Here is a 13,096-nt window from a genome sequence, read left to right as displayed (position 1 = left end):
TTATTTTTTATTTTTTTCTATTTTTAATTTCAGATAGTAAAGCAGTAATGGGATGAAGAGTACCAATAAAACAAAATGAAACCAAGGATTAAAGTAAAAAAAAGGTATTTGATTTTCTTCTTTTTCTCTTGTCAATATGTAACTAATATCTTTAAAATTACAATACCATACCAAAAAATCACCATTTTCATCTTTATCTAAAGAAGGCATATAACCTGATATTATTTTTTCTACTTTATTATTTTTTAAACACCCTTCAACATAATATAAGTCCGTTGGATTACCATCTACATTATAACGTTTCTCCTCTATCAATACATCTTTTTGAATTGTACTTCTCTCAAAATACAGAGCATACAAAAACTTAGTTTGTTTAAAATCATGATGAAATTCTGATACCCATACAAAAAAACTTATTATTATAATTATTAAAGTTATTGTTTTATTCATATTCTATAATTTTATTGGATCAACTAATTGAATTCTTTCATAATAAGGTGAAGTTTCTAATTTTTTACCTAAAAACTTCAGATAAGCACCTGCATTTAAATCTAAATACACACCTTTTCTTAAAGGAAATACTCCAAATTCCCCATTAAAATAGCCAATACTTAAAAGTTCTGCTCCTGCTTCACCACTTGCGTAACCACTAATAGCAAACCAATCATTATTTTTAAGTAAACTAAACTCTCCTTTTGCTCCAAAAGCAACGTCTAAACCTATTATAGCAGGATCTATTGATTTTTTATATTCAATCCACTTATCACTCTCTACATATTTTCTCTCTTCACTAACTACTTTTACCTCTCCAAAAGCATTGGCTTTAGCTTCAATTTTTACTTCAGCAGTAATATATTCTTTCGCCTTTTTTATTGCCCAATCAGGTATGGGTAACTCATCTATAGGCAATCCCCATTTCCATACAGTAACCTTACCTTTTAAACCTACTTTAAATCCTCCTTTGGTTTTCTTTTCTCTATAATATAAACGAGACTCAATATCTTCTTTATTCTCAGCAATACTTTCAAAAGGAACAATTTCATAAAACCAATTAATACCTACTGGACTTGATGTTGGTGTAGTTTTAATAAAAGAAAGACTTTCTAATTTTTTTCCATACTTTTCAATCAATTTTGTAGCCTCAAAAGCTTTTTCTATTGTTTTTGAGCCAAAGTTTTCATTTCCTAAACTAAACTTCCATTTTTGAAAATCTTTATTTACCCATTTAACGGTTACACTTTTATCTATTTTATTTGAAACTCCTCCGTTTACAGTTGTTGTAGTAGTTTCTGTATCTTCATACAACCATTTAAATGTGGTTTTCTTTCCTTGATGTTCAGCTTCTAAATTATCATTGAAATACCATTTAATATCACTTTTAGAAATAATATCTTCATTTAAATTTGGTGATATTTCTATTTCATAGTCTATTATTTTAGAATCTTTTGTGATGGAAGGTTCGTTTATCAAATAAAGAATTTGTCCTGATTTTGCAGCTCTTTTTTCATTTTTATCTTCTTTAGCAACCAATTCCAAAAACTCAAATTCTTTAACTATTCTTTTAATTGTTACTTTAACTTTTTCTTCATTATAATTAGCAACCACATCTAATACATGAATATCTTTCATGTTAATACCTAAATTATCGTGTGTAGTTTCATTTGTTGCAAAATCAGAAGTATTATTTGTCCCTAACTTTAATACTTGCCAATTAATTTTCGCATCTTTAGGATATCTTTTTAGTAAAAATGCAAAATTTGTTTGCTCTCTAGAATAAGGAACCTCAATTGTATCTCCATTTTTATAACTCTTACCGTTATGCTCTATAACTGTATTTTCACTTTCATTATTTGAAGAATTATTAGTAGTATTTGTATCACTTTCTGTATTGTTAGTTGTATCTGTACCACTGCTTGTTCCGGTACTTGTATTGTCTCCTTGATTAGTTGTATCAGTATTAGTAGTATCCGTCGTATCAGAATTATTAGTGTCTGGTGTTGAATTATTATCTGTACTATCTCCTGTTGTTGGGCTTTCTCCTGTAGTAGTCTCACTATTGGTTGTATCTGAATTCTCTTCTACTGGTTCGTCTTCTTTAAAGATGTCATCTACTAGGTCTCCTAAATCTTCAATAACTTCGTCGGCATCCAATATGTTTTTCCAATCAGGGTCATAGTCAGTAACTACCACACCATCTATGAGCTCATAGCTACTATTTACTTGAACGTTTTCAAATACTACCTTAATACGTGTGTATTTCCCTATGTTAATCTCACCTCCTGAAGCTATGTTTGCCGCATCAATCATTTCTTTCAGGTTTTCTAAGAAAGGTAAGGTAATATACCCCCAACCGCTAAACGTTCCATTACTCCCTGTAACTTCTCGTGTAATTACTGGAAAATCTCCTGCAGTAAAAGTTTCATTGACACCTAATTTTGGTAAAGGCTCTTTGTTTGTAATGTTTATCTGCGGAGTTAATCCACAGTTGTAATACGCAGCTTCATCGTTACTTGGCGTGGTAAATTCTTGAATATTTGAATACGCAAACCCTGATAACTGAGTACACTCTCCTCCTACACGAAATTCGTATATAGTAGCTGGTTCTAAATTACGTATTTTACCCTCGTTAGTATAGCTATTTACCTCAAACCAATCATCATCTCCAAATCCTTTTTTACGATACTGAATTCTATAGCGTAAATGTTCTGAACTTTGCCAATTCACCTGTACCGACTCTGCTGTTAATGCTTGCGAAATAACAAAGCTTGGTGATTGACAATCTTCTAAGTATTTAAACCAAAAAATTTCACTCTTCCCGTCATTTTTAAACACAGCCGTTTCATTAATTCCGTCACTTACAAAAGCACGAACTTGCCATCCGTAAATTTTTCCTGAAAGTAGTTGAGGAGCTTCAGGTCCTACCAGTAATGTTGTGGTATATGTATTTGTTTGATAAAACGGAACTGATGCTAAAAAGTTAGCTTGCGGATTTTGTACATCCCATAATTCTTTTAACGTAAACTCATATTGTACATTACTTACATTACTATGACGAGGTGTCCACGTAAATAATATGTTTTGCGGATTGGTTGCATTTACAATATTATCCTTAAACGGTAAATTTAAGATAGGTGGATCGTTTTGTAATAAATATACTGTGGTACAACTTTTAGATGATAGTTTTCTGTTTGTAAAATAGTCATACACTTCAAAACAAAAATCATATCCTCCATTCGGTAACGGTGCATTGTACTGCCCTGGCGTGATTCCTACTAAATTATTTAATTGAAAATAAGCCTGTAAATCTAAGTTAGAGAGTCTTAAATTTATTCCTCCATCAACATATATAGGTGTTTCTCCTGCAATTACATCACGTGTAGTAATAGAAAGCCCTTGTCCTTCTATGTACATTTTTAATCGTATCCTACGCCCTACTTCGTTTACATCGGTTAATAAGATGTTTGTGTATAATTTTTCACTCGTCGTTGTAGCATAGTCTGACAATTTTAAACTATACGGAGGTATTAACTGTGGAGTAACTTGTACAGGATAGGTTTGAGAATATAGTACTGTACTTACAAATAGAGTAAAAAGTATCGCTATTTTCTTAAATATATTGCTATCGTTTGGCTTGATTTTCATCTGCTTTTTCTTATTTAGCTTCTTTTTGAATTTTTATATCAACTACTATGTATGAGTTTGTTCCGTCTTTTACAAACTGCTTTATTTTTACAGCTCCTTTTCGGTTATCGGAAGTTTTAAAAGGTATAATTCTTGGTATTATAGTGTCGTCAAACTCTTTTAATCCTTCGTTGGTTTCATCTATTGTTAATCCTACTAATAACTCATCATTTGTCATACTATTAAAATCTGCTACCGACAATGAAGTACTACAACTACACGATTCCTGATTATTAATCAATTGGGTTGTTTGTGCATTAGGAATAGAAGAAAAAGCTACGGTTGAAGCTTGATCCGGACTTACAAACTTATTATATGAAAAGGATTCATTTAATCCGAAAAAAACAAGATCTATATCCTTTCCTGTCTCATTAGTAACTTCATTCTTCGTATATACTTTTCTTGTTTTGGTTGAAAAGAAAGCTCCAATAACATTCTCTTTATGAGCTGTATTAATTCCTAATTTTACGTTTTCAAAACTTCTTAAATTGGTGTTTTCATATACTGTTATTGTTTTTGAAAACACTTGCTCTTCTTTTCCATTACTTGCTTTTAGCTGTAATGTATGCGTTCCTGGTGTTTGAATTTCTATCTCTGGATTTACTGCTGAACTATTTGTTATAGTGGCTCCTTCAAAAGTCCAATCATAACTAGTTGAACTTACACTTTTATTAGTCAATGTTACTTTTACAGGAACTTGATAATCATCATCTTCAAAAGCTACTGCATAGTCAAAATTGGCTACTAAATAAGGTGCAACTTCTATCTTTTTCTCCTGGATATAGGTTTCTTCACCATTACTTACCTTTAATCTTATTGTATGCTCTCCTGAAGTAGTAAAAATTACATTTTGTGGATGTTCTTCTGTTGATGTTTCAGGGTTTCCTCCTTCAAAAAACCACTCAAAAGTTGTCGCACCGGTTGTTTTGTTAGTGATTTTTACTTCAACTGGCGAGTAATTATTTTCTAACACTTCAACATCAAAATTTGTTAAAACTGTTGGTTTAACTGTTATTTTTTGAGTTTTTACATCTACACTTCCATCTCTATTAGAAGCTTCTAAAGTAATAAGATATTCTCCTTCTGTATTATACGTTATAACACCTGGATTTCTACTTGACGAGCTATTGGGTTCTCCTCCTTCAAAAGTCCATTTATAGGTATCTGCTCCTTCTGTATCGTTAGTGATTTTCACCTTTACAGGAACTGTATAATCCTGGTTCACAATTTCTGTACTAAAATCAACAGTAACTGGTAATGCCACTTCATTAACACAAGCATATAAACCTAATAGCATTATTATAAAAAATAAAACCTTTCTCATTACTCAACAATTACTTTTTGTATTCTTTTTGCTTTTGGAGTTTCTAATAGTAATACATATACCCCTGCTGATACATTCATATCATACAATACTTCATATTCTTTTTGCCCTTTTAGTAGTTTATCTGCTATAACTGAATTTGCTCCTAAACTAAAAAGACGTAAAGAAATTTCTGATTCCTTTTCTAGTTCTACATCAACAGTAAACTTTCCTTTATTAGGGTTTGAATAGACTACAAACTCTTTTACAAATGGATTCTTCGTTTCTCCTATGTCTGTTAAGTCTCTTGCTTTTAAAACATTTACTGTTTTTGTTGCTACTTTTTTACAATTTCCTTCATTTGAAATTAGAGATATATCATAATTTCCTGGAGCTGGAAAACGTAAAACCAAACCTTCATCAGTTTTTTGAACTATGGTTACATTTGAAGGAATACTCCATTCAACTTTTTCACTTATAGGATTAGATACATTAATTAATATAATGTCTTCGCCTACAAAAGCTTGTGAAGTTAATATCAATTGAGCATCTATAACAGTGTTTGACTTATGTATAATTATTTCTTTAGATACTTTACATCCATCAACCGTTGTTACTGTTAATGTATAAACTCCTTCTTCAGATAATAACACAACACTCTCATTGCTTGTAAAACCATTTGTTGAAGTCCATGTATATTCTGATATTCCATCCATGGTTACATCATACTCTATAGTTTCTCCATAACAAAGGGTTACTTCACTTGGAACAACATCAAATATTAACTCTTCTGCATTTTTAACTAAAATTTCTTTCGTTGTTTGGCAGCCCTTTTGATCAGTAACCATAACAGTATACATTCCTGCACATAGTCCTGTTACATTACTTCCTATTTGTCCTGTATTCCATGTTACATTATATGGGGCAATACCTCCTTCAATATTTAAGTCTATTTCTCCTGTACAGCTATTATAACAAACAACATCTTTTATAGTTTCTGTAATTGTTAATGAGCTTGCTTTTTCTACTGTAAAACTTCCTGTAGTTTGACAACCATTTGCATCGGTAACTAAAACGAAATGACTTCCTGCTGCTACAGTAATTTCTGCTGTTGTTTCACCTGAACTCCATGAATAAGAATATGGTGGTGTTCCTCCTTCAACATTTAAACTTATTACGCCGTAATCATTACCAGAACAAGTTACGTTTGACACATCCCCTGCAACTTCTAGTATCTCAGGCTGTACTACTGTGAAAATTTCACTAGTATCCTCTATCCCTTTTAAATCGGTTACTTTTACAAAATATCTTCCTATTGGTAAATTATAAATAACCTGAGAACTTCCTATGCTATTTCCTGTAGTTGCATCATACCATACATAATTATTACCTCCAACACCACCTGTTGCTACCGCATTTAGTACTGCCGATATGTCTCCATTACATTTAATCGTTTCTACTTGTTCGATTACAACTACTAATGGGTCTGGTTCATCTAAGTTATAAACTTCATTTAACTCACACCCTTTAGCATCTACCACTTTTAAATAATACTTTCCGGTAGGTACATTATTTATTGAAGCAGTATTGCTTATACTATTAGTTACTTCATCTTTCCACTCATATGTATACGGTGCTACCCCACCTTCAATATCTACTGATATACTTCCATCTGACAACCCTGCTCCGCTAGGTTCTTCAAAAGTTGTTACTAATACTCTGTATATACTCGGTTGCGTTATGGTAATTGCTTCTTGTAATTCACATCCATTTTCATCTTTTACAGTTACAGTATACACTCCTTCTCGTAAAGCAGTAACATCTTCTGTTTTATCACCATTACTCCATTCGTAAGTATACACTCCTGTACCTCCTGTAACAGAAATATCAATGCTTCCATCATTACCATTATAACAGGTTACTTCTGTTTTTGTGAAAGTGATTGCAAGAGGAGGATTTTCTCTTAGCTCTTGTTCTTTGTAAGTTGTATTTCCGTTAGAGTCGGTAACTACCAATCTATACGTTCCTACTAAAGCTGTTAAAGTAGCTTCTGTTCCTATAACTTTTGTTAAATCACTACTACTATACCATTGATAGTTATAGTCTTCACCTGATAATACATATCCTCCAATTACTGTTGAACCAATCGTTCCTGTTTCTCCGTTACAAGCTATTGCTTTTGTAACTGCTAAGTTTAGTTCTAATTTGTCAGGTTGAATAAGTGTAAATTCTTTTTCTATTGAACAGTTATTAGCATCAAGAATGGTCATGACATAAGTACCTGCGTCCAATCCTGTTGAATTGCTTAGGTTACTGATAACTGTTGTATTTCCTTTTACTCTAAATTCATAGGTATAAGGGGCAGTTCCTCCTGATACTTCTTCAATATTAATTTCTCCGTTTGCCGTTTCAAAACCAGTTAAGTTTTTTTGAGAATCTTTAACAATGGTTAAAGGTGCAGCTGGTTGATTTATTGTAATTATTCTTTCAATTGGCGGATTTGGACAGTTATTGGTATCTGTAATTACCACTTTATACTCTCCAGTACTAAGATTTAATATGTTTTTTTCTGTTCCTATTACAGTACTATTTCCTACTTTATACCATTTATAAATATAAGTATCTGTACCTCCAATTACATCAACATCTATATTTCCTGTTGAATCTCCATAACAAGCAACGTGATTTACAGTAACATTACTAATTTCAACTTTAGTTGGATTTACTACAATTCCATCAGCATACGATTTTATATTATTACTATCTGTTATTTCTACACCATAATCTCCTGCAGATAAACCTCCAATAGTATTATTAGTAGCTCCCGAAATAAATACTTTTCCACCACTACTATCTATTTCATACCAATGATATGTATAAGGAGAAATACCGCCCTCAACAGCTACCTCTAATTTACCATCGGTATCTCCATTACAAAATAGTATTCCATCATCTGGAATGTTTATAGTTCCTATAAGTTTACCAGGTTGTATAAGCGTGTAATAAAACATGTCTTCCTCATTAGTACATCTTTTTGCATCCGTTACTAATACCCTATAAATACCATCTCCAATTTTTGAAATATTTTGTAAAATTCCTACTACATTATCTGCTTCGTTCAACCATTTATAGGAATATGGCGGAGTTCCTCCTGATACAGAAATAGTAATACTTCCATCTTCACTTCCAAAGGCCAACGGGTCTTCGTGACTTACATAAGAAACACTCAAACTTTCCGAAGGTTCAGTTACATTATATGTTTTTTCTAAAGTACAGTCATTTGCATCCGTTACAGTTACCGTATATGAACCTATTGACAATCCTGATAAACCTTTTGTAGTAGCTCCGTTTGACCATGCATAGGTGTATGGTGAAGTTCCTCCATCAACAGTTAACGTTATCACTCCGTCATTACCTCCTTTACAAGCAACATTTTTTATAGTTTCTCCTATTGACAATGGAGCTGCTGGTTGTGAAATGATCTTACTTTCTGAATACCCATCTTCTACAACATCACCATTATAAATTACTGATACATGTACTCTATATTCTCCTGCTGGTAAATTATCTATTATAGAAGCTGTTCCTGATATTGTACCCCATGAAGTTCCCTCTTTTTTCTCCCATATATATTCATAAAAAGAGCTATACCCTCCTTTAACCGTTGCAGATATGGTTCCTGTTTTTTCTCCATAACATTTTACATTTGTACTATCTAAGACAATACTTAATGGAGTAGGGTCATTTATCACAACTTCTTCTGAAACAATACAACCAACATTCTTATCTTCTACTAAAAATGTATACATATCTTTTTTTAACCCCTCAAACTTTACTGTACCTCCTTCGGTACTAATAGTTCCTTTTCGAGTTTTATCGTCTGTTTCGGAAGCTCCTTTAAACGAATATGAATACCCTGGTACCCCTCCAGTGACTTTTAGCTCTACAAATCCATCTACTCCATCTTTTTTTGTCGTCGTACCATCATTTATTTTTATAACATTTATTTCACTGGGCTGTGATATTGTAATTTCGCTTGTAGCTGAACACTCATTACTATCTTTTACCGTTACTGTATATTTACCTGCTTTTAATTTATTAATTTGTTTTGTTTCCTCTCCATTAGACCATTTATAAGTATAACCTCCTGTTCCTGGTGTTCCTCCTACAACGTTTAAGTTAATACTTCCATCGGCTTTGTTAAAACAAGAAACATTAGTTATACTTGGTTCAATATTTATTAACTCTGGCCTTTCTCCTATTATTAATAAACCTGTTTCTTCTGTTTCTACAATTCCTCCATTATAGTTAACGTCTATTTTTACTTTATAAGTACCAGCATCTAAATCATTGGCTTTTCCTGATAAAGTTTGATCCTCAACCCAATTTCCAGATGCATTTTTCACATACCATGTATAAGTATAGTCAGGTGTTTTTCCTCCTGACACACCAATTGATATATTTCCTATTCCGTCGTTACATTTAATTTGGGTTACGTTTGGAGTTACTTCTAATTTATCTGGTTCTATTAACGGAATTTCAACACTCGTTACTTCATTACAGGTTCTTGTACTATTACTATCGTAATTAGCATCTCGGAGTACTACTTTATATTTCCCTGCAAATAGTGTTTTCTCTACCGCTTGATTAATTTCAGTACCTCCTGAGTTTAATAATACGTCTCCACCAGAAGTTACCTCATACAAGAAATAAGTATAAGGTAAAGTTCCTCCTTTTGGTACAATACTTATTTTCCCTTCACCTCCAAAAAATAAAATTTCTTCTGAAACCTCAGATTTTAAAGACAAATAATCTTGTGGTCCTTCAATGGTTACCAACTCAAATTTATCAACTGGTTCCTGTGCCCAAGAATTTATTCCTAACAATAAAAACACAGCTAGTACTAATAGCTTTTTTACCTTCACAATATTTAATAAACTATTTTTTTTCATACAACTTTATTTTGCTAAACAACCTTGGCTGTCTTTTACTTTTATTTTATACTCTCCTTTTCCTAATCCACTTATTACTGTTGTGATTCCTGAAAAACTTGTCCAATCTCTTTCTAAGGTCTCTGTTGTTCCTTCTATTTTATACACTATGTAGAGGTACGATCTTCCTGTTTCTCCACTCGTAACATTCAATTGGATTTTACCGTCTCCAGCTTTAAAACAATTTTCATCATTTAAGGGTGCAGCTGTAAAATCAACATTTGTTGCTTTCTCGATGGTAAAGGAAGGTTCTGTTTTTACTAACTTATCCCAAAACGATGAATCTGAAGCATCTGGTTTAGGTGGCATATCTACCTCGTTTAATGTTTGGTACCTAAAATAGTATGTACCTACATCGATACCTCCGGGCCATTTAAACCCAAAAATACCTTCTCCGAGATCATTTAATACTATAACGTTTGGATCTGTAGCACTGAGCTGTTTGGTACTGTATTGACTTACTAATATATCTCCGTTACTATCTTCCTTAAATAAAGTTACTGCTAACTGTTCGGAAGGGTCTAAATTTCTTCCTATTTTTAAAGATATATTACCATCTTTATAATATGAACATGATGTTTTTATTTGATCATAATATCCTTCAAATGTTGGTGAACACCCCGTGACTGTATAAGTTATTGGCGCCACATACTTGTCACTAGCAATATGACCAGCCCTAAAATGAATACTTCTTTTTGGTGAATTAACATCTAGCTCATCAATATTAATATTCTCACTAGTATAAATATCCCCTATATTGGGGCTTATTGATGGAGTTGAAATAGCTAAAGTTTTCCATTCTAATAATTTATTATCTACATCACCTATAAGATATTCCCAATCATAGCCTCCTTTTAACTCTAAAGTTGTAATTGAACAAACTGGCTCTGTATTATCTGTCCCTTCAACATGAAGAGGGTAAACTATAACTGTAAAATTACAGCCAAATAAAGGCATTATATTAAAGTTTGTTTTATCAAAAGATATTTCAGGTATCATAAAGCAATCTGGTACTGAGTATTCCCTATAATCAACTTCTCCTTCAAATAGTAAATTCACCTCAGTAAAATCATCTGGTAAATAGTAAAAATCATACTGTGGTTCTTTCTTATTTAAAGAAGTTGATTTATATTGAAAACTAAAAGTCCTCCAACTATATTTTATTTGACAACTAAACTCTGAGTCATAATAAGAACTTTCTTCTTCTAGAGTAGACTTAAATAAAAGAGCATACTTATCAGATTGCCCAAAAGCATTGATAGTAGAAAAAATTATAATTATAAACTGTAATATTATTCTTTTGCTACACATTTTTTACTGTCTCTTACTTTTACTTTATAAGTTCCTTTCCCTCGACCTCCTATTATTACTTCATTTGCTTTTATATTAGAAGGATCAAAAGGAATCCAATCAGTACTTTCATTCAATTCATATTCATACCCTTCTCCTGTTCCTCCACTAACATTGAAAACTCTTATCTTTCCATCTCCTGATTTTACACAGTTTTCATCACTAAACCTTTCAGCTTCAAATATGATATTTAGGGGTGCTTTTATTTCAAATATTTCTGAAAATCTTAAATCGTCCCAACTTGAATCATCTGGTGAAATTCCTCCTGTACCATTGTAAGTTTGATACTTTAACTTGTAATTTCCAGGAGGTAAACCACCTTTCCAAGTATAACTATAAGTACCATTTTTATTATCTATTAAACTTGTAATTTCTTCTTGACCATTTTCTGCTACATCATAATTATTAGAAGTAAATTCATAATATAGTGTTGCGATCATTTTTTCATTTTCACTCTCAATCAAATTTCGTCCTACAGTAAATGTGAAACTACCATCTTCTGTGTAACTACAGGTGGTTTTTATAGGAGTAGGTTCTTGTGTTAGTTTTGGTGAACAACCAAATATTGTAAAATTTACTAAATCAGAATACAAATAAGGATTACTCGAATAATCGCCTGAATTGTAATATTTAATCCTCAGACTTACTCCACCCCCTATTTCAACTCCTTCTAATTTACTATAGTCTAAATCAAAATAACTCTCTCTCCTTGCATAAGGTAAATAGGTTTTAAAATTACCTCCTATCGAATATTCAACAGCATAACTAGATTCTTCATTACAATCATTTACATAAACTCTAAAAGGTTCACAGTCCTTCAATTCTGGACTAATACCTTTTTCTCCAAAGTTTGGTTTATTTAATTCTATATCTCCAAGCTTTTTATAAATTCTATAAAAATTGAAATAATTTATCTTTGTTGTACCGCACCAAGGAAACAAGTATTTTTGACTCAAACATCCATTTACATCGTTTATGGTTGTGTTTTGCTCTGTATCTATGCTATAGAAATCTCCAAATTCATTCACTTGACCTTCACACCTTAATTGGGAACTCGTCCTAAAAGATATATTCATTTTCCCATTTAACTTAGTTAAAGGCTCCATGAAACGAACAATACTGTCATACTTTGTATTTGTTAAGGGGTCAGGAATAAACTCCATAACTCTTCCTCTGTAAACTCTCTTACTCTCTTTATCTCCCTTTAAATAAAGAGAATATGTACCCGAATAATTATCGTACTCCATATGAGTATTCAAAGACTCATTATACAAATCTATATCATACTCAATTTTGTAATTGTAGTTTTTTTCTACTTTTGAAACTTCATAATTAAATTTAACATCAATAATCGCTTGATTACCTCCATTATCATAACCGGATAAGCTTCCAGAAGCAACCCCACCTATATAACTAAGACTTCCTGTATCTTCTGTTACTTTAGCTGTATACCCATTACACAAACCTACCTTATCTTCTTCATGAATGAAAGAAGAAACATGAATACTTTTAGGTTTTTTCACAAAAAACCTATCTATAAAATCAGCTTTATCAATTTTTTTGATATTAGAAGTTTTATAAAGTGTGTTTGTTGTGTTATCTTCAAATGTTATTGATAAAGTTATATGCTTAGCATCTCCACATAAACCACTTTTAGCTTTATACCAATAATTAAAATCAGTAATTTTGACTTGATAGTTATACTGTTGAGAATAGCTTAAAAAACTGATTAACAAGAAAGCTGCACTTAATAGTAATTTTCTTTTCATAG

Annotated in this window: 6 protein-coding genes; all 6 read right to left on the bottom strand. The window is 31.9% G+C overall.

All coding sequences use genetic code 11. The features are described 5' to 3' along the window. From C8N27_RS10400 to C8N27_RS10375, 6 genes are read right to left on the bottom strand one after another with little or no spacing between them, the layout of a single operon-like run. Positions 1 to 450, bottom strand: a complete 450-nt coding sequence (locus C8N27_RS10400; RefSeq protein WP_121147299.1) for a hypothetical protein — start codon at positions 448 to 450, stop codon at positions 1 to 3. Between the two features lie 3 nt (positions 451 to 453). Next, positions 454 to 3,642 (bottom strand): fibronectin type III domain-containing protein, encoded by a 3,189-nt coding sequence (locus C8N27_RS10395; protein WP_121147298.1) that lies wholly within the window; start codon positions 3,640 to 3,642, stop codon positions 454 to 456. A gap of 10 nt (positions 3,643 to 3,652) precedes the next feature. Then, entirely contained in the window at positions 3,653 to 5,005 is a 1,353-nt protein-coding gene (locus C8N27_RS10390; RefSeq protein ID WP_121147297.1) for a PKD domain-containing protein, read from the bottom strand. Then, entirely contained in the window at positions 5,005 to 9,936 is a 4,932-nt protein-coding gene (locus C8N27_RS10385) for a T9SS type A sorting domain-containing protein (protein ID WP_121147296.1), read from the bottom strand. The genes C8N27_RS10390 and C8N27_RS10385 overlap by 1 nt, the downstream gene beginning before the upstream one ends. Positions 9,937 to 9,942: 6 nt before the next feature. Continuing rightward, positions 9,943 to 11,286 (bottom strand): hypothetical protein, encoded by a 1,344-nt coding sequence (locus C8N27_RS10380; RefSeq protein ID WP_121147295.1) that lies wholly within the window; start codon positions 11,284 to 11,286, stop codon positions 9,943 to 9,945. Beyond that, the gene (locus C8N27_RS10375; protein ID WP_147431720.1) at positions 11,268 to 13,094 is read right to left on the bottom strand and encodes a hypothetical protein; all 1,827 of its coding nucleotides are present in this window, start codon (positions 13,092 to 13,094) and stop codon (positions 11,268 to 11,270) included. Before C8N27_RS10375 ends, C8N27_RS10380 begins: the two co-directional genes overlap by 19 nt. Positions 13,095 to 13,096: the final 2 nt, after the last annotated feature.

This window comes from Tenacibaculum discolor (assembly GCF_003664185.1).
Taxonomy (GTDB): domain Bacteria; phylum Bacteroidota; class Bacteroidia; order Flavobacteriales; family Flavobacteriaceae; genus Polaribacter; species Polaribacter discolor.
The sequence above is the reverse complement of the archived record's forward strand: the minus strand, read 5'-3'. Positions and strand labels throughout refer to the sequence as shown.

What these genes read in the sequence shown, in the direction of transcription:
- C8N27_RS10375 (WP_147431720.1), bottom strand. Translation starts at nt 13,094, where the DNA reads ATGAAAAGAAAATTACTATTAAGTGCAGCTTTCTTGTTAATCAGTTTT.
- C8N27_RS10400 (WP_121147299.1), bottom strand. Translation starts at nt 450, where the DNA reads ATGAATAAAACAATAACTTTAATAATTATAATAATAAGTTTTTTTGTA.
- C8N27_RS10385 (WP_121147296.1), bottom strand. Translation starts at nt 9,936, where the DNA reads ATGAAAAAAAATAGTTTATTAAATATTGTGAAGGTAAAAAAGCTATTA.
- C8N27_RS10395 (WP_121147298.1), bottom strand. Translation starts at nt 3,642, where the DNA reads ATGAAAATCAAGCCAAACGATAGCAATATATTTAAGAAAATAGCGATA.
- C8N27_RS10390 (WP_121147297.1), bottom strand. Translation starts at nt 5,005, where the DNA reads ATGAGAAAGGTTTTATTTTTTATAATAATGCTATTAGGTTTATATGCT.
- C8N27_RS10380 (WP_121147295.1), bottom strand. Translation starts at nt 11,286, where the DNA reads ATGTGTAGCAAAAGAATAATATTACAGTTTATAATTATAATTTTTTCT.